This window comes from Solidesulfovibrio fructosivorans JJ] (assembly GCF_000179555.1).
Classification (GTDB): Bacteria; Desulfobacterota; Desulfovibrionia; order Desulfovibrionales; family Desulfovibrionaceae; genus Solidesulfovibrio; species Solidesulfovibrio fructosivorans.
This window is the reverse complement of the sequence record NZ_AECZ01000002.1, coordinates 254,274-273,119: the sequence shown is the minus strand read 5'-3', so window position 1 is coordinate 273,119 and position 18,846 is coordinate 254,274. Positions and strand designations below refer to the sequence as shown.

Genomic DNA, 18,846 nt, shown 5'->3' with positions numbered 1-18,846 from the left:
GATAAATTTTTCTTCTCTTTGTATTTCAATTAATTAAAATCTAAAACATCCTCCAACCGCGTCCCTTCGACGACAGCACCCTTCAGTTTTCTCCGGCATCACCGATAAGGGAGAAAACAGGGAGAAAGCGCATGCAAGCCGCCGCCAGATCATATTTCCAGACCCAGGTCGCCACCACCACCCAAGGAGACCTGCTCATCATGCTTTTTGACGCGGCGCTCAAGTTCTTAAGCCAAGCCAAGGAAAAGATCGCCGAGAAGAACTACGCCCAAAAAGGCATTCTCATCTCCAAGGTCCTGGACATCCTCTCCGAGCTGCAAGGCTCGCTCAATGCCCAAAAGGGCGGCGATCTGGCCGACCGGCTGCAAAAGCTCTATTTCTTCTGCAGCGCCCGGCTTCTGGCCGCCAACCTCAAGATGGACGTGGCCAAGATCGACGAGGTGGTGACCATCCTGACCGGCCTGCGCGAGGCATTTAGCGAAGCCAACCAGCATGTGGCCACCAAGACCGTGCCGACAAGCGCCACTTCCACCGCCTCCCTCCAGCCGGGCGCGATGTCGGGGCAAACCGCCAAGCCGGCCGCCCAGGCCCTGTATCTGGCCCAGGCCGGCCCAGCCGCCGCCCCCGGCCAGTCACCCAAGGCCGCGCCCGCATCGGCGGCGACGGCCGCGACCCGCGCCCCGGTCAAGCCGGTCGTGCCCAGCGCGGCCCCCGCCACGCCCCCGGCCGCCACGGATGTTCCCGTCGAGGCGCCTGTGCGGGAATTCGAGACCGTCGACACGCCAACCGCCGCTCCCGTGCGCCGGGTCATGGCCGCCTACGCCGCCAGCCGGGTCCAGGGATAAGGCCTCCTTTACGACAGCAACGCCCGCCACGGTCCCCGTGCGGGCGTTTTCCGTCGGCCGCGCCGGCATGGACTTCCAAGCGCATCCCACGATACAGCCCCGGACGGAGGCTCCGGTGGCCGACGCGCACCCCTATTTTACCTACACACGCGAGATCCTGTCCTGGCGGCTCGGGGATCAGGCGACGCAACCGTCTCGCGGCGGCGACGCCCCATCCCCTGATCCCGCGCGCACGGCCGTGCGGGCGGGGCGTATCGTGCGGGCCGCAGGAACGCACCGGGAGGTGCTGCTCCTCGGCCTTGGCACGGGCGATCTGGCCGCCGTGCTGGCCGACGCCCTGCCGCCGGAGACGTCGCTGACCGTCCTGTGCCCGGACACCGTCGCCGCCGCCCGGCTTCGGGACGCGGGCGGGCTCGCCTGGGCACGCCCGGCCGGCAACCGCCAGCTTCTGGCCGATGCGTCGCGGCAAGCCCTTTTCTGCCTGCCGGCCATGACCGCCCAACTCGGCCCGCAAACCCTCGTCACCGTCAATCCGGAGCCCTGCCCGCCGGAGATCCGCCAAAGCCTCGTCTGGCTGCGGCGCATGCTGGCCGATGTCGTGTCGCTGCCGGAACCGGCCAAATCCACCGCGCCCGCGCCCGCGCCCGTGACCCTGGCCGTGCTGGCCCGGCCGGACGAGCCGGCACTGCCCGATTTCTTCGGGGCCTGCGCCGGGCTGGCCCCAAAAGCCGTCATCGTCTGGGACGCCCCGGACGTGCCCGCCAGGGGCCGGGACGCCGCCGCCCGGCTGGGTATGCCCGCGCGCCATCTGGCACGGCCGCTTGGCGGCGATTTCGCCGCCCAGCGAAACGCCCTGCTCGCCGCTTGCCCCCCCGGACTTGTCCTCAGCCTCGACCCGGATGAGCGGCCCGGCCCGGGTTTCCGGGAAACGCTTTCCCGGCTGGCCGCGACGCCAGGGCTCGGCGGGGCCTATTTCCCGAGGCTCACCCTCTATCCCGACCCGGAGCACGTCAAAGCGGGCTATGGCCTGTGGCCGGACCTGCAACTGCGCCTGTTCGCCCATGCGCCGCCCACGGGTCCGCGCTACGTCCGGCCGGTCCACGAACGCCTGGAGGGGCTCGCCGGCCCGGTCGTCCTGGCCCTCGACGCCCCCTTGCTCCACTTGAACCGCCTGCTCGCCGACGACGCGGCCGTCACGGCGAAACTCGCGGCCTATGACGCCGCCGCCGGCCGCCAGGCCCACCATTTCAGCCGCGACTACCCGGCCCTGCCCCGGGAGTTCTTCGCCGCCCTGGCCGCGACGCCCCAACACGGCAGGGTTTTGCTGCTGCCCGGCCTGTGGTAACGAGCCCCAGGCCGGCCTTCCGCCATCCCCTCCGGTTGCCTTGCCGCCGGGGAGCGGCTACACTGCTTTGTGTCGGTTCGCGTCCGGCGGCGACGCCGGGACGCCTCAGAAAGGGACATGATGCGCATCACTTGCCCGCAATGCGGCTATTTTCGGGAATTGCCCGACAAGAAGGTTCCCGTGACCTCGACCATGGCTACATGTCCGAAATGTCGCCATAGGTTCAAATTCCGCGCGGATGATGATTCCGATTCCCGTAGCGACGCCTCCGACCGCGCGTCCGCGCGGCCTCTCGGCGACACCTCGTCCTGGCGCAGACCCGGCCCCGCCGCCCAGGCGGAACCGGTCTCCCCGCCGGTCACCCATTGGGAATCACCGTCCGGCCACGACGACACGCCCGAGGATTTCGATCCGGCCTCCCCCCGGTCCAATCCCGCCACGTCGCAGGCCGAAGCCGCGACACCCGGGGAAGACCACGAGGAGCAGGCCTCTCCCCACGCGCGCGGGCACCAATGGTCCCAGGCGGCCCAGGAAATCGCCGCCGCAAAGGCCCGGGAAGCGGCGGACGAAGACCACGCCCGGGCCGAAGACGAGGCATTTTCCTCCGCGCCCGACCACGACCGGCCTGAAGAACCTGATGCGGCAAGCGCCCCCCGCGATGCTTCCGAAATCGTCCCCAACGACGCGGAACACGACGCGCCGCAGGCCACGGCGGATGCGCCCGAAGACCGGGAGGTGGGTGCGAAACGGCGCGGCAAGGGCGACGGCCAGCGGACAAACGACGGCGTGCGCGACATCTGGGCCAGGCTGCAAGCCATGGACACCGGCGCCTCGCGCAAACGCGCCGCCGGTTCCAAGCTGCCACCGGCCGACGAAGACCCGGACGACGAAGCGCCGGAGGAGACGAAAAAGCCCCGGGAAACCGTCACCGATCCCATCCCCTGGGAGCGGGTGGACGCCTACGGGATCTTTCCGGGCCTTTTCCTCACGCTCAAAAAGGTCCTGCTCTCCCCCGTGGAATTTTTCAGCGCCATGCCCGAAGGCCGCCCCAAGGGCAAGGCGCTGGTCTTCAACCTGCTCATCAGCGAATTCCTGCTGGTCATCGATTTTTTGTGGTCGCTTATGGGCCTGCGGGCCAGGCTCGGCGATCCCGGCCAGGCCGACGCCCTGGGGGCCGCCGCCGCCGCGCCCGGACTGGGCTTTCTCGTCGCGCTCCTGCTCATGCCCCTGGCCATCGCCTGCGGCATCTATCTCGACGCCTGGATCACCCACCTGCTGTTGCGGCTTTTCCGCAGCGCCAACAAGAGCTTCAACGAGACCTTTCGCGTCCTGTGCTACAGCGCCGCGCCGACGGTTCTTTCGGCCGTGCCCGTGGCCGGCCAGATCCTCTCCCCGGTCATCCTCGTCTGGTACATGGTGCTCCAGGCCATCGGGCTCAAAAAAGTCCACGATGGGGCCTACACCCAGACCCTGGCCGTCATCTTCATCAAGTGGTCGATCTATCTCTTTTTGCTCCTGGCCATGTTGCAAAACTTCACACCCGGCCGGTAAACGCCCTCATCGCCCCGGTCCCCTTGACGCGGGCTTCGGGAAACGCGATGACGATGGCATGAAAAGCGCATGCGAAGTTACGGGCTGTGGCCCGGACCACTTCGCCCGGGTGACGACGGAGTGACGCCCATGTTGGCATGGTTGCGAAAAAAATGGCGGCATCTGGCCGATAAACGCCACTTGGCCAGGGAGATCCACCCCGAGACCTTCCGGACCATGGCCGCCGAACTGGCCGAACTGGCCGAGGTGGCCTCCAAGGTTCGCCCGGAGGAGCAGGCCTTTTTGCTCAAGGCCAGACGCATCCGCCGGGAAATGCAGGAACTCGGCCGCATGGCCGCGCGCCCGGAATTCCGCATGTTGCCGTCGCAAAAGCGTCTCGAACTGCGCGAGAGCCTGCTTTCCTCCCGCGAGCAACTCTTAAAGACCCTTTACGACGCGCCCGTGGTCACCACCACGCGCCAGTGATTCCCTTTTTCTCAAATTGAGCGACACCATCACCTGGAGGAACGCCATGCGCCGCCATCCGCGTCTCGCCCGTCTGCCCGCCCGCCTGGCCGGACTCGTTTGCGCCCTGGCCGCGCTGACGGTCCTTGCCGCCTGCGCCATCGAGCCCAAGATTTCCGACAAAAGCATCGTCTACATCGACAACTACACCCGCCGCGACAGCCCCGAGGTCTACGTCTCGCCCTTGCGTTCGCCGCCGGTGCCCGTCTCGGCGCTCATGGTGCCCTTCGAGATCACCCAGGACATGGCCGGCTCCCAGGACATGGGCGAGCAGCTCACCCGGGTGGTCTGGCAGACCTGGACCCGTGACCGCGTCTTCCCCAAGATCCTCTACGAACCCAACCTGCGCGGGGCGAGCACGCCGCAGGCCGTGGCCGTGGCCCGCAGGATGGGCCTCGACACCGTCATCGTCGGCAAATTCACCTATGTGCTCTCCGGCGGCACCCGGGGCGACAGCGGCGTGTCCTTCACCTTCGACGTCATCGACGTCCGAAACGGCGAACGCCTGTGGTCCATGGCCGAGGCCGGCACCATGGAGACGGGGCTCGTCGAGGACTACATCCTTTTCGCCCGCAAAAACCGCATGCCGACCGATCCGCTGAGCGCCATCACCTCCACCCTGGCCATGGACATGGGCGCCACCATGACCAAGTGGAACTACGGCTTCGTGCCGCCCCCCCCGGCCGGCCCCAACCCCGCGCCGCCGCAACCGGCCCCGGCTCCGTCCGGCCGCCGTCTCTGATCCGGCGGTCCTGGGAACTTTCCCGAGGACAAGGACAGCAAAAAGGGCAGGCGCAACGCCTGCCCTTTTCCGTTCTCCGCTTGCGCGGAAGGGATGCGCGAATCCCTGGGCGCGGTCTTTTCCGTTCCCTACTGGCCGACGACCAGACGCATGATGTCGGTCGGGGTGCGGTTGTTTTCCAGCGACAGCTCCTCGAAGCTCATGTCGCCGAAGGCGGTGATGTGATGCCGGGCCAGCCGCTGCACGGCCACCGAAAGCGGAATGTCGTATTCGCGGCAAAAGGTCTGGAGCATCATCTTTTCCAGGCCGGGAGGCGCGGTGGCCGGGATGGTCGCGGCCGGGGCCGTGGGCTGGGCCGGTTCGGCGGTCGCCGGCGGATACCCGGGTTGCGCGGGGGGAAGCGTTCCAGGCGTCGTCGGCGCGGAGCCCGGCTGGGTCGCGAGGCCGGGAGCCGGCTGGGCGGTTGGAGCCTGTTGCGGCGCGGCCGGAGCGGGCGCGGGCTGCTCGGCTGGGGCCGGTTGGCCGGCGGTGCTTTCCTGCTCGACCGGCTGGGACGGCGTGGTCTCCGGCGTAGGCGTGACCTCCACCGCCACCGGGGCGGGCTTTTCCGTGCGCAGAGCCTCGTAGACGGCGATGGGCAGGACGTTGTTGGCCTTGGCCGTCTCGGTGAGCGTCCAGGACGGCTGGGCTTTCATCCCGGCGGCGACGAGCCGCGCCATGGCCGTGGCCTGGGGCAGGCCATACTCCTCGCAGATGTCGGACAGCTTGCGCCGGCCAAGGCCCGGGGGCGGGTCCTTGGGCAGCCCGGCCGGATTGCCGCCCGAAGGCTCCATGACCATGCGCAGCGCCTCGAACACGCCGCCCGGGGCCACCCCGTTTTGCCGGGCGATCTCGGCCAGCGTCATGTCCGCGCTTTCGGCCTTGATGTTTTTAAGCCGCAGCAGGGCCAGCGCCTTGTCCTTGTCCATGCCCATGCGCCGGGCCAGGCTCTCCAGGGTCGAGCGCTGGGCCTCGGCATACGGCGGTTCGCCGTAGGTCTCCACGGCCCGCTGCTTGAAATAATCCGAAAAGGCGACCAGCTGTCCCACCGGCGGCATGCCCCCGAGGGACCAGACGAAGATTCCGACGGCCACGACAAGGCCCACGAAAAACGGCCTGGTGAAAAGAATCAGCGCGCCGTCGGCGTCGCGCAGGGTGTCGAGCAGCGCCGCCCGGTTGCAGATCACGTGGACCAGCCCGGCCACGGCGAAAAGCAGGCCCATACCCAGATGCGCGGCCTCCCAGCGCGGTCGGGAAAGTCCCAGAAACGCCCAGTCGGCCCAGGAGGCGACCCGGGCCGCCGGCGCGATGAAAACCACCAGGGCCGAGAGGATCAGCAAGAAGAAGGAGAAAAGAAGGATCAGGAAGACGGATTTCTTGAACATGCGGGGGCTCCACCGCCCGGTTTATCGGTCGGGCGTTCGGGTTGTCCGCCCTCTAGCACGCCTGGCCGCATTTGCCCATCCCCGGACGGGGCTTGCGGCGGCGCGGTTGACGCCGGCTCCCAAAGACGCTACCTCCCGGCCGCGAGGCCGCCGGTTGTCGCCTGCCGCGACCGGGACTTGCTCCGTTTTCCCGCGACAGCGCGGGAGAGCTGGAACATATCGATATCATTATATATCTTTCATAACAACAATCTTTGCAAGTTGCCTTCCAAATGACGTCAAGGAGTAGCGCCATGCAAGAAAAAGTCGAAGCCGCCCTGGCCAAAATCCGCCCCAGCCTGCAAGCCGACGGCGGCGACGTGGAACTCGTCGAGGTCACCGACGGCGGCATCGTCAAAGTGCGGCTCACCGGCGCCTGCAAGGGCTGCCCCATGTCGCAGATGACGCTCAAAAACGGTATCGAACGCATCCTCATGCAGTCCGTGCCGGGCGTCAAGGCCGTGGAAGCCGTCTAGTTTTCCCGAACGCATCCCCACGGGTTGCGAAAACAACATATTCGCATTGCCTTTTCTTAAAAAATACGTGTGTATTTTTTAAGGGGCGCGAGAACCGCTCCGCCCGTTTCCCGCCGCCGGCCGCCCCCGGCAGCGTTTTGGTCCGTCACCCGGGGAGCCGCCGCGGCAGCTCCCTTTTTTCGCTTCGGAGCCACCACCATGAGCACCATCGTCACCCGTTTCGCCCCGAGCCCCACCGGCTACCTGCATATCGGCGGCGCGCGCACGGCCATTTTCAACTGGCTGCTGGCCCGTCACACCGGCGGCAAATTTCTGCTGCGCATCGAGGACACGGACCTCGTCCGGTCCAACGCCGACATGACCAAGTCCATCCTCGACGCCATGGAGTGGCTCGGCCTCGACCATGACGGCGAGATCACCTACCAGAGCCAGCGCTTCGACATCTATAACCAGTACATCGACAAGATGCTCGAAACCGGCCACGCCTACTGGTGCTCGTGCACGCCCGAGGAAGTCGAGGCCATGCGCGAGCAGGCGCGGCAAAAGGGCCTCAAGCCCAAATACTCCGGCCGCTGCCGCGAGGCGGGCCTCGGCCCCGGACCGGGCCGGGTGGTACGGCTCAAGGCCCCGATCGCCGGGGCCACCGTGGTCGACGACATGGTCAAGGGGCCGGTCTCCTTCGACAACGCCGAGCTCGACGACATGGTCCTGCGCCGCCCCGACGGCTCGCCGACCTACAACATGGCCGTGGTGGTCGACGACGCCACCATGGGCGTCACCCACATCATCCGGGGCGACGACCACTTAAACAACACCCCGCGCCAGATCCTTATCTACAAGGCCCTCGACCTGCCCCTGCCGCGCTTCGGCCATGTGCCCATGATCCTCGGCCCGGACAAAAAAAAGCTTTCCAAGCGCCACGGGGCCACGGCGGTCATGGAATACGAAACCGAAGGCTTTCTGCCCGAGGCCATGCTCAACGGGCTCGTTCGCCTGGGCTGGGCCTACGGCGACCAGGAGCTTTTCTCCCGCGAGGAGCTGGTCAAATTCTTCTCCACGGACAACCTCGGCAGCTCGGCCGCCGTGTTCGACAAGGCCAAGCTCCTGTGGTTAAACGCCCACTACATCAAGGAAAGCCCGGCCTCGCGCCTGGCGGTGCTGGTCAACGCCTTCCTCGAGCGCAAGGGCTATCCGTCCCAGGACCTGGAATACCTGGCCCGCATCGTGCCGCTTTTGCAGCCGCGCGCCCAAACCCTGGCCGAAATGGCGGACAAGACCGAGAGCTTCGTGGCCGCGACCGACGACCTCACCTACGACATGAAGGCCGTGCAGAAGTTCCTCACCCCCGATGTGCGCGAGCACCTCGCCGACGTGCGCGCCATCCTCGACGCCCTGTGCCGCTTTGACGAGCCCTCCATGGAACAGGCGGTGGCCGCCTATCTCGAGGCCAAGGAGCTCAAGTTCAAAAAGCTCGCCCAGCCCATCCGCGTGGCCATCACCGGCGGCACGGCCAGCCCCGGGCTTTTCGAGACCATGGCCGTCATGGGCAAAAAACGCGTGCTTTCCCGCATCGACCGGGCGCTTTCGCTGTAGGCCGAACAGGATTCTTCCGGACGACAAAGCCCCCGGGCGCGGTTACGGCCGCATCCGGGGGCTTTTTGCGTGGCGACCGGACCGGAACCCGCCGGGGAGGATTCCCTTCTTTTTCCCGCCGGACCTTGACAGGCGGGGGCGTGGGTGTAGGGTAGCCTTGATTTTTCTCCAAGGAGGACCCGAAAAAGACCTCTGGACAGCGCTGTTCCGGCTGACGTCAGGAGAAAGCCCTTACGCGGCCTCGCCGGCGATTCCATAACTTGGCGGCAACCATTGCGACATGCACGCGTCGCACCGTCCTTGTCTACAATCAAGCCTTGTATCTTCCTCTGTTACGAACGCAACCCTCCACGATATCCCCAACATCAATTACGGAGTGATCCATGGATCTGCATCTTAACGATCGTTACAAGCTTTTCATCAATGGACAATGGGTCGAAAGCGGCTGCGGCAAGACCTTTGCCACGACCAATCCGTCGACCGGCGAAGTCCTGGCCCACTGCGCCGACGCCTGCCTCGACGACATCGACAAGGCGGTCGACGCCGCCTGGAAGGCGTTTCCGGCCTGGAAAAAGACCACGCCCCAGGAACGCTCGGCCATACTCCTTAAAATCGCGGACCTCATCGACGCCAACGCCGACCATCTGGCCCTTGTCGAGACCATGGACAACGGCAAGCCCATCCGCGAGACAAAGGGCGTCGATGTGCCCCTTTCCTCGGACCATTTCCGCTACTTCGCCGCCGCCGTGCGCACCGAGGAAGGCCAGGCCACGATGATCGACGAGACGACCATGAGCATCATCCTGCGCGAGCCCCTCGGCGTGGTCGGCCAGATCATCCCCTGGAACTTCCCCCTGCTCATGGCCGCCTGGAAGCTGGCCCCGGCCCTGGCCGCCGGCGACTGCGTGGTCATCAAGCCCTCCACCGAAACGCCGCTGTCCATCCTGGAACTGGCCAAGCTCATGGCCCAGGCGCTGCCCGCCGGCGTGGTCAACGTCATCACCGGCAAGGGCTCGACCACCGGCAACGCCATGCTCAACCACCCGGGCTTTTCCAAGCTGGCCTTTACCGGCTCGACCGAGGTCGGCTACACCGTGGCCGAGGCCGCGGCCAAAAAGCTCATTCCCGCCACCTTGGAGCTCGGCGGCAAGTCGGCCAACATCTTCTTCCCCGACGCGCCCTGGGAAAAAGCCATCGAGGGGCTCCAGCTCGGCATCCTCTTCAACCAGGGACAGGTCTGCTGCGCCGGCTCCCGGGTGTTCGTGCACGAGGACATCTTCGACCGCTTCACCGAGGCGGCCACCGACGCCTTCGCCAAGGTCAGGGTGGGGCTCCCCTGGGAGCCGGACTCCCAGATGGGCTCCCAAGTCAACGCGCGCCAGCTGGAAAAGATCCTGGCCTACGTGGACGTGGCCCGAAACGAGGGCGCGACCGTGGCCTACGGCGGCAACCGCATCACCGACGGCCCGCTCGCCAAGGGCTGCTTCATGCAGCCGACGCTTTTGACCCACGTGAAAAACACCATGCGCGTGGCCTGCGAGGAAATCTTCGGCCCGGTGGCGAGCGTGATCGCCTTCCGCGACGAGGACGAGGTGGTGGCCCTGGCCAACGCCAACGAATACGGCCTGGCCGGCGGCGTCTGGACCCGGGACATCAACCGGGCGTTGCGCGTGGCCCGGGGCGTCGAAACCGGGCGCATGTGGGTCAACACCTACAACGTGCTGCCGGCCCACGCCCCGTTCGGCGGCTACAAGAAATCGGGCATCGGCCGGGAAAACCACCTGATGATGCTCGACCACTACAGTCAGCGCAAAAACATCTTCATCAGCCTGTCCGAACAAAAAGTCGGGATGTATTGAGTACGTCCAGACAAAGGAGCCAGACCATGATCACCAAGGAAACACCTGTCGAGGAATTCGTCGACAAGCCGGGCGTCGTGGCCTACTGCATCAAAAACGGCGTATCCCCCTACAGCTGCTCCGGGGATTTCCCCTGCGATCTCGGCACGCTGCTTAAGCTTGGCAAGGTGTCCGATCCCGAGGCCTTCATCAAGGGATTAAACGACCTTCTCGCCGCGAACTGACGCTTCCCGCCGGTTTGGGAACGCCCTTTTACGCCCTGGTCGTGTGCGCATCGCGACCAGGGCGTTCGTATCGCTCCATTATCTTCCGGCAATGATGCTCGCCGCGCGATCCACCTGATTGGGCGACAGATCGGGAGGCACGTTTGCCCGTCCTTTGGCCACAAGCACCATATGGCGGGCGCACTTGCTGTTGTCGCCGCGACACAGTCTTTTCTTGAGCAGATTGGCGGCTGTCGGCATATTTTGCATCTTGTCGTTGAAAAACACGCATCCGGCCAGGCATTCGCAATCGGGCATGGTATCCTCCTCGCCTTCATTTCATACTGACACAATATAAATTACACCATAAAACACCATACCATGTCCCGGGTACAATACAATACGGCACGACAACCATTCGCGAGGCTTCCCACGGACTCTCTTCGCCTTTGCCGCCGACGGTGCTAGCATGGCCTTGCCTCCCGACGTCGCATCGTCATACGGAGCGTCCATGACCGCGATCATTCTGGAACTTTTGGCCGTCGTCGGGCTTATCTGCGTCAACGGTTTTTTCGCCATGGCGGAGATGGCCCTGGTCGCCTCCCGCAAAAGCCGCCTGCAGGGCCTGGCCGAAGCCGGCAACCGCCGGGCCGGGGCCTGCCTGCGCCTGCGGGAAGATCCGGAAACGTTTCTGTCCGCCGTGCAGATCGGCATCACGCTGGCAAGCGTGCTGGCCAGCGCCTACGGCGGCGCGACCCTGGCCGGGGAGCTGGCCGCCTTTCTCCACACGATCCCGATCCTCTCCCCCTATGCCCACGCCTTGTCCCTGGCCGGGGTGGTGGTGCCGATCGCCGTGATCACGCTCCTTTTCGGCGAACTGGTGCCCAAGCGGCTGGCCCTGGCCCGGCCGGAGGGGCTGGCCATGGCCGCCGCGCCCGTCATGCGGGCGCTTTTGTTCGCCAGCCGGCCGGCGGTGCGGCTGCTCGGCCTGGCCACGCGCGGCGTGGTGCGCCTGCTCGGGTTCGGCGGGGGCGGCGGCGAACCGGCCGTGACCGAGGAGGACATTCGCGGCCTTTTGCGCGAGGGGATGCTGCACGGAGCCCTGGAGCACGAGGAACATGCCATCATGGAGCGCGTGCTGCGGCTCACCGATCGGCCCCTGGACGTCATCATGACCCACCGCTCGAAGATCGACCGCATCGACATCGACGCCCCGGCCGAAGAGACGCTCGCGGCCATGATGGAGAGCCCGCACACCCGGTTTCCGGTGGTTCGCGGGGATTTTTCCCAGGTGCTCGGGGTGGTGCGGGCCAAGGACGCGCTGGCCGGCTATCTGCGCGACGGCCGGGTCGATCTGGCCGGGCACATGACGCCGCCGGTCTTCTTGCCGGAGACGTTGCGCGGGCTGTCGCTGCTGGCGCGCTTTCGCCAGTCGCCGCGTCTGCATCTGGCCTTGGTGGTGGACGAATACGGCGACGTGGTCGGCATGGTCACGGCGGCGGACGTGTTCGAGGACATGGTGGGCGACCTGCCCGGGCTCTCCGGCCACGAGGAGCCGGCCATGGTCAGGCGCGCGGACGGCTCGCTTCTCATCGACGCGGCCACGCCCATGGACGAGGTGGCGGCGGCGCTTTCCTGGCCCCGGCCCTGGCCCGAGGACGTCGGCGACGCCACCCTGGCCGGATTCCTGCTGGAGCGCCTCGGCCGCATCCCGGCCATAGGCGACACGCTTGCGGCCCGTGGCGCGACGTTTGAAATCGTGGACATGGACGGCCGGCGCATCGACCGGGTGCTGGCGACGCCCCGGGCGGCTGAAGAGGAAACGCCGCAATAGAGAGGAAACGAAAAAGTCCGCGCGCGGTCAGGGAAGCAGCAGTTCGATGTCCACGCGGAGCGCCTCGGCCATCTTTTGCAGCAGTTCCGTGGACATGCACCGCTTCCCTCGCTCGATTTGGGAAATGTGGGCGTTCGTTACGCCACAGATATCCGCGACCTGTTGCAAGGTCATGCCCCGATGGGAGCGCAACACCCGGACGGGATGTTCTCCGGCCAGCAGCCTGTCCGCGACTTCCGCCGGGAAAGTCTCCTCTTCGCCGGAGACAAGTTTGCGATAAAACGCTTCCAGCGTCGCGGCGTCATGCGCATCCTCGAGAGCCGCCACCAGTCGTTCGTATTCCTCGATCGGCAGCAGCGCGAATGCCGGCCGCCCCTCATGTTCGAGAATCTGCACACTCATCGATAAACCTCCTTGCGCCGTCCGATGTCCACGACCTGGATGACCACCGCATCCTGCTGCAAATTGTTGTCAACAGCCATCCCCGCTCCATCATGGCGACAAAAAAAAAGCGGCGCGCCGGATGGCGCGCCGCTTTGCAACCTTACTATAGAAAAGGCTGGAAACGAAACTAGGCGGTCTTGGCGACAGGCTTGGTCACCGCGCCGGAACGCAGGCAGCGGGTGCACACCGTCATGGTGGTCACCTCGCCCGAAGGCAACTGGGCCCGCACCTTGACAAGGTTGGGCGAAAACCGACGCTTGCTCTTGTTGTTGGCGTGGCTGACGTTGTTGCCGCTCTGGGGCTTCTTGCCGCAATGCTCGCAAATCTTGGCCATGACGAGGTTCCTCCCGAAAACATATGTCGCGGGACGGCCCGCCGGACAAGGGTTCCGGGCTGCCGCGACCGCGTGTTTTTTCGCAGTGACGCAAAGAATTTTGTGAGGTACATGGGAACGAAGACGTTGGCAAGCTTTTTCTTGACAACACCCGGGTCACAGACTAGCACTCTTTTCTCCGCGAGGAAACCCATGTCCGAACTTTGGCTTGATATCACCGACATCCCGGCAACCGGCCGGGAGTTTTCGTTTTCCGACCAGGCCATCTGGACCGGTCCCATTGCGGAATTCGACCTGCCCCACCGCCTCGACGCGCCGGGCACCGGGCTTGCCGCCACGTTTTCCGTGCTGCCGCAAACCCGGGGCGCGCTGGTGCGGGGCCGGCTTTCCGGCAAGGTCGTCAGCCCCTGCGACCGTTGCGCCGAGGACACCATGCTCGACATCGCCATCGATTTCGAGCAGTTCGAGGAACTCCCGGCCGAGGGCGAAGAGTCCCTGGAGCCGGGCCTTGTGCGGCGCCGGGGCAAGGTGCTGGAGCTGGACGTGGCCAGCCTTTTGTGGGAACAGTTTCTGCTTGCCATGCCGGTCAAGCCCCTGTGCGACGAAAACTGCCCGGGGCTGTGCCCCCGGTGCGGCGCTTCGCTCAAAGACGGGCCGTGTTCCTGCTCCACGGAGGAAGGCGACCCCAGACTTGCCGTGCTGCGGCAATTGAAGGTCCCGCGCGATCCGAACGAGCGCCATTGACGCGAAATCGCCGCGCGCGAACAGTATAAAGACACAAACCCCTAGCTGCGAGGTAATCGCCATGGCCGTCCCCAATAGAAAAATCTCCAAGTCCCGCAAAGGTATGCGCCGCGCCCACGACCACGTCCCGGTTCCCACCGTGGTCCTTTGCTCCTGCGGCGAGCCCACGCTGCCCCATCGCGTCTGCCCCAGCTGCGGCATGTACCGCGGCCGTCAGATGCTGCGGAAGGACGATGCCGAATAACAAGCCGCGCATCGCCGTGGACGCCATGGGCGGGGACTTCGGTCCCCACGTGGTCGTTCCCGGCGCTTTGCAAGCCGCCAGGACCGGCAAGGCCGAGATCATCCTGGTGGGCGACACGGACGCCATAAACGCCCAGCTCGCCCGCTACGACGTCAAAGGCCTGCCGGTCTCCGTGGTCCACGCCTCGCAAGTCGTGGAGATGGAGGAGAAGCCCTCCGAAGCGCTTCGGCGCAAGCGGGATTCTTCCATACAGGTGGCCTGCAACCTCGTGCGCGAGGGCAACGCCGACGGAGTCATCTCCGCCGGCCACTCCGGCGCGACCCTGGCCTGCGCCATGTTCACCATCGGCCGCGCGCCGGGGGTGGAACGCCCGGCGCTCGCGACCTTCATGCCGACCGAACGCTCCCACACCGTCATCATCGACGTGGGGGCCAACGTCGACTGCAAGCCCTTCCACCTGCTCCAGTTCGGGGTCATGGCCTCGGTGCTCGCCCAGACCATGCTCGGGCGCGAGAACCCGGCCGTGGCGCTTTTGTCCAACGGCGAGGAGTCGGGCAAGGGCAACCACCTCGTCAAGGAAACCTTCGACCTGTTGCGCCGGAGTTCGCTCAATTTCGTCGGCAACATCGAGGGCCGCGACCTGTTCACGGGCAACGTGGACGTGGTCGTGTGCGACGGGTTTGTCGGCAACGTGGTGGTCAAGCAGGCCGAAGGCCTGGCCTCCTCGCTCGGCAGGCTGCTCAAGGGAGAGCTGCGGCGCGGCTTTTTCGGCAAGATCGGCACCATGCTGGCCTTAAACGCGCTCAAGCGTTTCTCGCGCCTGGTCGATTATGCCGAATACGGCGGCGCGCCGCTTTTAGGGCTCAAAGGCATCTGCCTCATCTGCCACGGCGCTTCCAACAGCAAAGCCATGTCCAGTGCCGTGCGCATGGCCGCCCGGTTCGTGGAGATGGAAGCCAACACCCACCTTTCCACGGCCGTGGCCAAGAACATCGACCTGGCCGGTCTCCGCCGCCAGGCCGTCAACGACCAACGCTAACCCGCCCCCTTTTTTACATGAAGCACGAAGCCTACATCCGCGGCCTTGGCTATTACGCGCCCGAAAAAATCCTGACCAACGCCGACCTGGAAAAAATGGTCGAGACTTCCGACGAGTGGATCACCACCCGCACCGGGATCAAGGAGCGCCATATCGCCGCCCCAGGCGAAACCGTCAGCGACATGGCGGCCGAAGCGGCCCGTCGCGCCCTGGCCGACGCCGGCATTGAAGCCGACAAAGTCACCCACATCTTTCTTTATACCGTCACCCCGGACTACTACACGCCTTCGGCCGCCTGCCTGGTGGAAGAAAAGCTCGGCATCCGGGGCAAGGTGGTCCAGGACGTCAACGCCGCCTGCTGCGGCTTCGTCTACGGCCTGGAGATGGCCCGGGCGGTCATTGCCCTGCATCCCGAAGCCACGGTGATCGTGGCAGCGGCCGAGGTGCTCACCACGCGCACCAACTGGGCCGACCGCCGCACCTGCGTGCTCTTCGGCGATGCCGCCTCCGCCGCGGTGGTCACGTCCGACGCGGGCGGCAACGGCGCGCGCGTCGTCGACGCCCGCCTGGCCAGCGACGGCTCGCTGGGGCACCTGCTCACCATCCAGGGCGGCGGCTCCGGCCATCCCTACAAGCTGGGCGATAGTGTGGGCGAAGAATTTTTTCTCCAGATGAACGGCCCCGAGGTCTTCAAGCACGCCGTGCGCAAGATGACCGATATCTGCGAACAGGTCCTGGCGGCAAACGGCCTGGGGAACGACGACATCGCCCTGTTCATCCCCCACCAGGCCAACCTGCGCATCATGGAGGCCGTGGCCAAGAAACTGGGGCTGCCCCTGGAAAAGGTCATGGTGACCGTGGACCGCTTCGGCAACACCTCGGCCTCGACCATCGGCATTGCCTTGACGGAGGCCCGGGCGGCCGGCCGCATCCCCGCCGGGAGCAAGGTCCTGCTCGGCGTCTTCGGCGGCGGTTTTACCTGGGGCTCGGCCCTGCTCCAGTTCTGAGAAAGAGGCGCGCGCGTTTCCGGGCGGAAATCCTCCCCGGAAGAGCGCGAATCCGGCGGCGGGACGCGGTAAAACGCGATTGCCGTCAGGGGGCGTTTCGGCTAGGGTGTCGCCCTGCCCGGCCGGGGCGGGACCATGTCCACGCCCCCGTCTTACGAAAAACAATCCGGCCGCGTAACGGGGAAACCTCCCACGCGCCGCAAGGAGTTGCGCCATGCGCACGGCACTGGTCACCGGCGGGTCTCGCGGCATCGGCGCGGCCACAGCCGCACGACTCGCACGCGACGGTTTCGATGTCTTGCTCACCTACGTCAGCAAGCCGGACGCCGCCGCCGCGGTCGCGGACGCCATCACGGCCGAAGGCAACAGGGCCAGGGCCCTGGCCCTCGACACCTCCGACCCGGCCGCCGTCACCGCCTTTTTCGCCGAGCACATAAAGAGCCTCGACCTGCACGTGCTGGTTAACAACGCCGGCATCACCCGCGACGGGCTCATCGCGCGCATGAAGGACGAAGATTTCGCGGCCGTGATCCAGGTCAACCTGATCGGGGCCTTCACCTGCCTGCGCGAAGCGGCCAAGCTCATGATGAAGCGCCGCGCCGGCCGTATCGTCAACATCACCTCGGTGGTTGGCCAGTCCGGCAACGCCGGCCAGGCCAACTACGCCGCGGCCAAGGCCGGGCTCATCGGGCTGACCAAGTCCGCCGCCCTGGAACTCGCCCCGCGCGGCATCACGGTCAACGCCGTGGCCCCGGGATTCGTCGAAACCGACATGACCGCCGTGCTTCCGGACGCCGTCAAGGCGACCTTTGCCGAGCGCATTCCCCTCAAGCGCGCCTGTTCCCCCGCCGAAATCGCCGCCGCCGTGGGCTACCTCGCCAGCGACGACGCCGCCTACGTCACGGGACAGGTCCTCGGCATAAACGGCGGCATGTACATGTAACGCAACGTTAGGATAAATACACGGCCACCATTTGGAGGAAACCATGTCTGTCGCGGAAAAAGTCAAAGAGATCATCGTGGATCAGCTCGGCGTGGACGCCGGCGAGGTCAACCCCGACGCCAAGTTCGTCGATGACCTGGGCGCGGATTCCCTGGATCTGACCGAGCTCATCATGGCCATGGAAGAGGAGTTCGGCGTGGAGATCTCCGACGAGGACGCCCAGCAGATTCAGAAAGTGCAGGACGCCATCTCCTTTATCGAAAAGAAAAAGGGCGAATAAGCCCCAAACGCCCAGTCGGACCGGGGCCGCGCGTCGAAGCGCCGCCCCGGCCGCGGACGGATGCGCCATGACTTTACACAGGGTAGTCGTCACCGGCCTTGCGGCCATCACTCCCATCGGCAACGATCTGGCCACAAGCTGGACCAACCTCGTGGCCGGCATGTCTGGCGCGGCGCCCATCACCCACTTTGATGCCGCCGCCTACGACACGCGTTTCGCCTGCGAGGTCAAAAACTTCGATGCAACGGCGTTTGTCGCGCCAAAACTCGCCAAACGCCTGGACCGCTTCACGCTCTTCGCCGTGTCCGCCGCCACCATGCTCATGGAGGACGCGGGCTACACGATCGATCCCGCCGAAGCGGCCGACGTGGCCGTCATCATCGGCTGCGGCCTGGGTGGCCTCGAAACCCTCGAAGCCACCCACACCAAGCTGTTGGCCCAGGGACCGTCGCGGGTTTCGCCCTTTTTCATCCCCACCATGATCGCCAACATGGCCGCCGGCCAGGTGTCGATCACCGTCGGGGCCAAGGGGCCGAACCTCTGCACCACCTCGGCCTGCGCCTCGGGCCAGCACGCCATCGGCTGCGCCTTCACCGACATCAAGCTCGGCCGGGCCTCGGCCGCCATCTGCGGCGGCGTGGAATCGACCATCACGCCGCTGGCCGTCGGCGGCTTCAACGCCCTCAAAGCCCTTTCCACCCGCAACGACGATCCGACCAAGGCCTCGCGCCCCTTCGACGCGGACCGCGACGGCTTCGTCATCGGCGAGGGTTGCGGCCTGCTGCTCCTCGAGTCCCTGGAGCACGCCAGGGCCCGCGGCGCGCGCATCTATGCCGAGGCCGTCGGGTACGGCGCGTCCGGCGATGCGTTCCACATGACCGCTCCCCCCGAGGACGGCGAAGGCATGGTCCTGGCCATGCGGGCCGCCATGCGCGAGGCGGATATGGGACCGGCGGACATCGCGCACATCAACGCCCACGGCACCTCCACGGCCCTAAACGACGCCTGCGAGACCATGGCCATCAAGACCGTGCTCGGCGGCCACGCCAAAAAGGTGCCCATCACCTCCAACAAATCCATGATCGGGCACTGCCTGGGCGCGGCCGGCGGCATCGAATCGGTCATGAGCGTCAAGACCATCGCGGAGGGCGTCATTCCGCCCACCATCAACCTGGAGACGCCGGACCCGGCCTGCGACCTGGATTACACGCCGGGCAAAGCCAAGCATGCCGACATCGCGACCGTCCTTTGCAACTCGTTCGGCTTCGGCGGCACCAACGCCTGCATGCTGTACAAGGCCTTCGCCGAATAGGCGGACTCCGGCCCGGCCGGCCGCTTCGCAATCCTTAAACGGGGGGAGGCTCGATACCCGAGTTTCCCCCCGCGCGCTTTGGGA

General features: G+C 66.0%; 21 protein-coding genes. 17 read left to right on the top strand and 4 right to left on the bottom strand.

All coding sequences use genetic code 11. The features are described from left to right. Positions 1-131: 131 nt before the first annotated feature. The 5 genes from fliS (at position 132) to DESFRDRAFT_RS02705 (ending at position 4,987) form a co-directional block, all read left to right on the top strand. Positions 132-845 (top strand): flagellar export chaperone FliS, encoded by a 714-nt coding sequence (gene fliS / locus DESFRDRAFT_RS02725; protein ID WP_005990860.1) that lies wholly within the window; start codon positions 132-134, stop codon positions 843-845. Between the two features lie 115 nt (positions 846-960). Beyond that, positions 961-2,190 carry a glycosyltransferase family protein gene (locus DESFRDRAFT_RS02720; protein ID WP_005990858.1) on the top strand — a complete coding sequence of 410 codons (1,230 nt, stop codon included), beginning with the start codon at positions 961-963 and terminating at the stop codon, positions 2,188-2,190. Between the two features lie 117 nt (positions 2,191-2,307). Beyond that, a complete protein-coding gene (locus DESFRDRAFT_RS02715) occupies positions 2,308-3,741 on the top strand; it encodes a YIP1 family protein (protein WP_233489542.1) in 1,434 nt (477 codons plus the stop codon). Between the two features lie 129 nt (positions 3,742-3,870). Next, positions 3,871-4,206, top strand: coding sequence for a hypothetical protein (locus DESFRDRAFT_RS02710; RefSeq protein ID WP_005990853.1), 336 nt, complete (start codon positions 3,871-3,873; stop codon positions 4,204-4,206). 46 nt (positions 4,207-4,252) lie between these two features. Then, positions 4,253-4,987 (top strand): hypothetical protein, encoded by a 735-nt coding sequence (locus DESFRDRAFT_RS02705; RefSeq protein ID WP_005990851.1) that lies wholly within the window; start codon positions 4,253-4,255, stop codon positions 4,985-4,987. A 128-nt stretch (positions 4,988-5,115) separates the two neighbouring features. Here the strand turns inward: DESFRDRAFT_RS02705 and DESFRDRAFT_RS02700 are convergent, their stop codons facing one another. Further along, positions 5,116-6,411: a DUF4405 domain-containing protein gene (locus DESFRDRAFT_RS02700; RefSeq protein ID WP_005990850.1), complete on the bottom strand. Its 1,296-nt coding sequence runs from the start codon at positions 6,409-6,411 to the stop codon at positions 5,116-5,118. 293 nt (positions 6,412-6,704) lie between these two features. Between DESFRDRAFT_RS02700 and DESFRDRAFT_RS02695 the strand changes: the two genes are divergently transcribed. From DESFRDRAFT_RS02695 to DESFRDRAFT_RS02680, 4 genes are all read left to right on the top strand, one after another. Next, a complete protein-coding gene (locus tag DESFRDRAFT_RS02695) occupies positions 6,705-6,926 on the top strand; it encodes a NifU family protein (protein ID WP_005990848.1) in 222 nt (73 codons plus the stop codon). A gap of 198 nt (positions 6,927-7,124) precedes the next feature. Beyond that, complete coding sequence (gene gltX / locus DESFRDRAFT_RS02690; protein WP_005990846.1) at positions 7,125-8,519, top strand: glutamate--tRNA ligase; 1,395 nt, start codon at positions 7,125-7,127, stop codon at positions 8,517-8,519. A 383-nt stretch (positions 8,520-8,902) separates the two neighbouring features. Next, entirely contained in the window at positions 8,903-10,378 is a 1,476-nt protein-coding gene (locus DESFRDRAFT_RS02685) for an aldehyde dehydrogenase family protein (protein WP_005990844.1), read from the top strand. Between the two features lie 26 nt (positions 10,379-10,404). Beyond that, positions 10,405-10,602 (top strand): hypothetical protein, encoded by a 198-nt coding sequence (locus DESFRDRAFT_RS02680; protein ID WP_005990842.1) that lies wholly within the window; start codon positions 10,405-10,407, stop codon positions 10,600-10,602. A 78-nt stretch (positions 10,603-10,680) separates the two neighbouring features. On the opposite strand, the gene DESFRDRAFT_RS02675 is transcribed toward DESFRDRAFT_RS02680, so the two are convergent. Further along, on the bottom strand, positions 10,681-10,899 hold the full coding sequence (locus DESFRDRAFT_RS02675) for a vWA domain-containing protein (RefSeq protein WP_005990840.1): 219 nt from the start codon (positions 10,897-10,899) through the stop codon (positions 10,681-10,683). A 193-nt stretch (positions 10,900-11,092) separates the two neighbouring features. Here DESFRDRAFT_RS02675 and DESFRDRAFT_RS02670 point away from each other — a divergent pair, with 193 nt between their 5' ends. Then, complete coding sequence (locus DESFRDRAFT_RS02670) at positions 11,093-12,415, top strand: hemolysin family protein (RefSeq protein WP_005990838.1); 1,323 nt, start codon at positions 11,093-11,095, stop codon at positions 12,413-12,415. A gap of 27 nt (positions 12,416-12,442) precedes the next feature. Here the strand turns inward: DESFRDRAFT_RS02670 and DESFRDRAFT_RS02665 are convergent, their stop codons facing one another. Next, positions 12,443-12,817 (bottom strand): helix-turn-helix domain-containing protein, encoded by a 375-nt coding sequence (locus tag DESFRDRAFT_RS02665; protein WP_005990835.1) that lies wholly within the window; start codon positions 12,815-12,817, stop codon positions 12,443-12,445. 169 nt (positions 12,818-12,986) lie between these two features. Continuing rightward, positions 12,987-13,193, bottom strand: coding sequence for a 50S ribosomal protein L28 (rpmB, locus tag DESFRDRAFT_RS02660; RefSeq protein WP_005990833.1), 207 nt, complete (start codon positions 13,191-13,193; stop codon positions 12,987-12,989). Positions 13,194-13,385: 192 nt separating this feature from the next. Here rpmB and DESFRDRAFT_RS02655 point away from each other — a divergent pair, with 192 nt between their 5' ends. The 7 genes from DESFRDRAFT_RS02655 to fabF all read left to right on the top strand — a co-directional run bounded on the left by DESFRDRAFT_RS02655 (position 13,386) and on the right by fabF (position 18,762). Beyond that, positions 13,386-13,937, top strand: a complete 552-nt coding sequence (locus DESFRDRAFT_RS02655; RefSeq protein ID WP_005990831.1) for a YceD family protein — start codon at positions 13,386-13,388, stop codon at positions 13,935-13,937. Between the two features lie 61 nt (positions 13,938-13,998). Beyond that, positions 13,999-14,181, top strand: a complete 183-nt coding sequence (rpmF, locus tag DESFRDRAFT_RS02650; protein ID WP_005990829.1) for a 50S ribosomal protein L32 — start codon at positions 13,999-14,001, stop codon at positions 14,179-14,181. After that, entirely contained in the window at positions 14,171-15,220 is a 1,050-nt protein-coding gene (gene plsX / locus DESFRDRAFT_RS02645; RefSeq protein WP_005990827.1) for a phosphate acyltransferase PlsX, read from the top strand. Before rpmF ends, plsX begins: the two co-directional genes overlap by 11 nt. Positions 15,221-15,237: 17 nt before the next feature. Next, complete coding sequence (locus DESFRDRAFT_RS02640; protein WP_005990825.1) at positions 15,238-16,227, top strand: beta-ketoacyl-ACP synthase III; 990 nt, start codon at positions 15,238-15,240, stop codon at positions 16,225-16,227. Positions 16,228-16,441: 214 nt separating this feature from the next. Next, complete coding sequence (gene fabG / locus DESFRDRAFT_RS02635) at positions 16,442-17,170, top strand: 3-oxoacyl-[acyl-carrier-protein] reductase (RefSeq protein ID WP_005990823.1); 729 nt, start codon at positions 16,442-16,444, stop codon at positions 17,168-17,170. 43 nt (positions 17,171-17,213) lie between these two features. Continuing rightward, on the top strand, positions 17,214-17,450 hold the full coding sequence (locus tag DESFRDRAFT_RS02630) for an acyl carrier protein (RefSeq protein WP_005990821.1): 237 nt from the start codon (positions 17,214-17,216) through the stop codon (positions 17,448-17,450). Between the two features lie 67 nt (positions 17,451-17,517). Further along, positions 17,518-18,762 (top strand): beta-ketoacyl-ACP synthase II, encoded by a 1,245-nt coding sequence (fabF, locus tag DESFRDRAFT_RS02625; RefSeq protein WP_005990820.1) that lies wholly within the window; start codon positions 17,518-17,520, stop codon positions 18,760-18,762. The last annotated feature ends 84 nt before the right edge of the window (positions 18,763-18,846 follow it).

Coding starts and splice junctions, on each gene's coding strand:
- fliS (WP_005990860.1), top strand. CDS start 132: ATGCAAGCCGCCGCCAGATCATATTTCCAGACCCAGGTCGCCACCACC.
- DESFRDRAFT_RS02715 (WP_233489542.1), top strand. CDS start 2,308: ATGATGCGCATCACTTGCCCGCAATGCGGCTATTTTCGGGAATTGCCC.
- DESFRDRAFT_RS02710 (WP_005990853.1), top strand. CDS start 3,871: ATGTTGGCATGGTTGCGAAAAAAATGGCGGCATCTGGCCGATAAACGC.
- DESFRDRAFT_RS02705 (WP_005990851.1), top strand. CDS start 4,253: ATGCGCCGCCATCCGCGTCTCGCCCGTCTGCCCGCCCGCCTGGCCGGA.
- DESFRDRAFT_RS02700 (WP_005990850.1), bottom strand. CDS start 6,411: ATGTTCAAGAAATCCGTCTTCCTGATCCTTCTTTTCTCCTTCTTCTTG.
- DESFRDRAFT_RS02695 (WP_005990848.1), top strand. CDS start 6,705: ATGCAAGAAAAAGTCGAAGCCGCCCTGGCCAAAATCCGCCCCAGCCTG.
- gltX (WP_005990846.1), top strand. CDS start 7,125: ATGAGCACCATCGTCACCCGTTTCGCCCCGAGCCCCACCGGCTACCTG.
- DESFRDRAFT_RS02685 (WP_005990844.1), top strand. CDS start 8,903: ATGGATCTGCATCTTAACGATCGTTACAAGCTTTTCATCAATGGACAA.
- DESFRDRAFT_RS02680 (WP_005990842.1), top strand. CDS start 10,405: ATGATCACCAAGGAAACACCTGTCGAGGAATTCGTCGACAAGCCGGGC.
- DESFRDRAFT_RS02675 (WP_005990840.1), bottom strand. CDS start 10,899: ATGCCCGATTGCGAATGCCTGGCCGGATGCGTGTTTTTCAACGACAAG.
- DESFRDRAFT_RS02670 (WP_005990838.1), top strand. CDS start 11,093: ATGACCGCGATCATTCTGGAACTTTTGGCCGTCGTCGGGCTTATCTGC.
- DESFRDRAFT_RS02665 (WP_005990835.1), bottom strand. CDS start 12,817: ATGAGTGTGCAGATTCTCGAACATGAGGGGCGGCCGGCATTCGCGCTG.
- rpmB (WP_005990833.1), bottom strand. CDS start 13,193: ATGGCCAAGATTTGCGAGCATTGCGGCAAGAAGCCCCAGAGCGGCAAC.
- DESFRDRAFT_RS02655 (WP_005990831.1), top strand. CDS start 13,386: ATGTCCGAACTTTGGCTTGATATCACCGACATCCCGGCAACCGGCCGG.
- rpmF (WP_005990829.1), top strand. CDS start 13,999: ATGGCCGTCCCCAATAGAAAAATCTCCAAGTCCCGCAAAGGTATGCGC.
- plsX (WP_005990827.1), top strand. CDS start 14,171: ATGCCGAATAACAAGCCGCGCATCGCCGTGGACGCCATGGGCGGGGAC.
- DESFRDRAFT_RS02640 (WP_005990825.1), top strand. CDS start 15,238: ATGAAGCACGAAGCCTACATCCGCGGCCTTGGCTATTACGCGCCCGAA.
- fabG (WP_005990823.1), top strand. CDS start 16,442: ATGCGCACGGCACTGGTCACCGGCGGGTCTCGCGGCATCGGCGCGGCC.
- DESFRDRAFT_RS02630 (WP_005990821.1), top strand. CDS start 17,214: ATGTCTGTCGCGGAAAAAGTCAAAGAGATCATCGTGGATCAGCTCGGC.
- fabF (WP_005990820.1), top strand. CDS start 17,518: ATGACTTTACACAGGGTAGTCGTCACCGGCCTTGCGGCCATCACTCCC.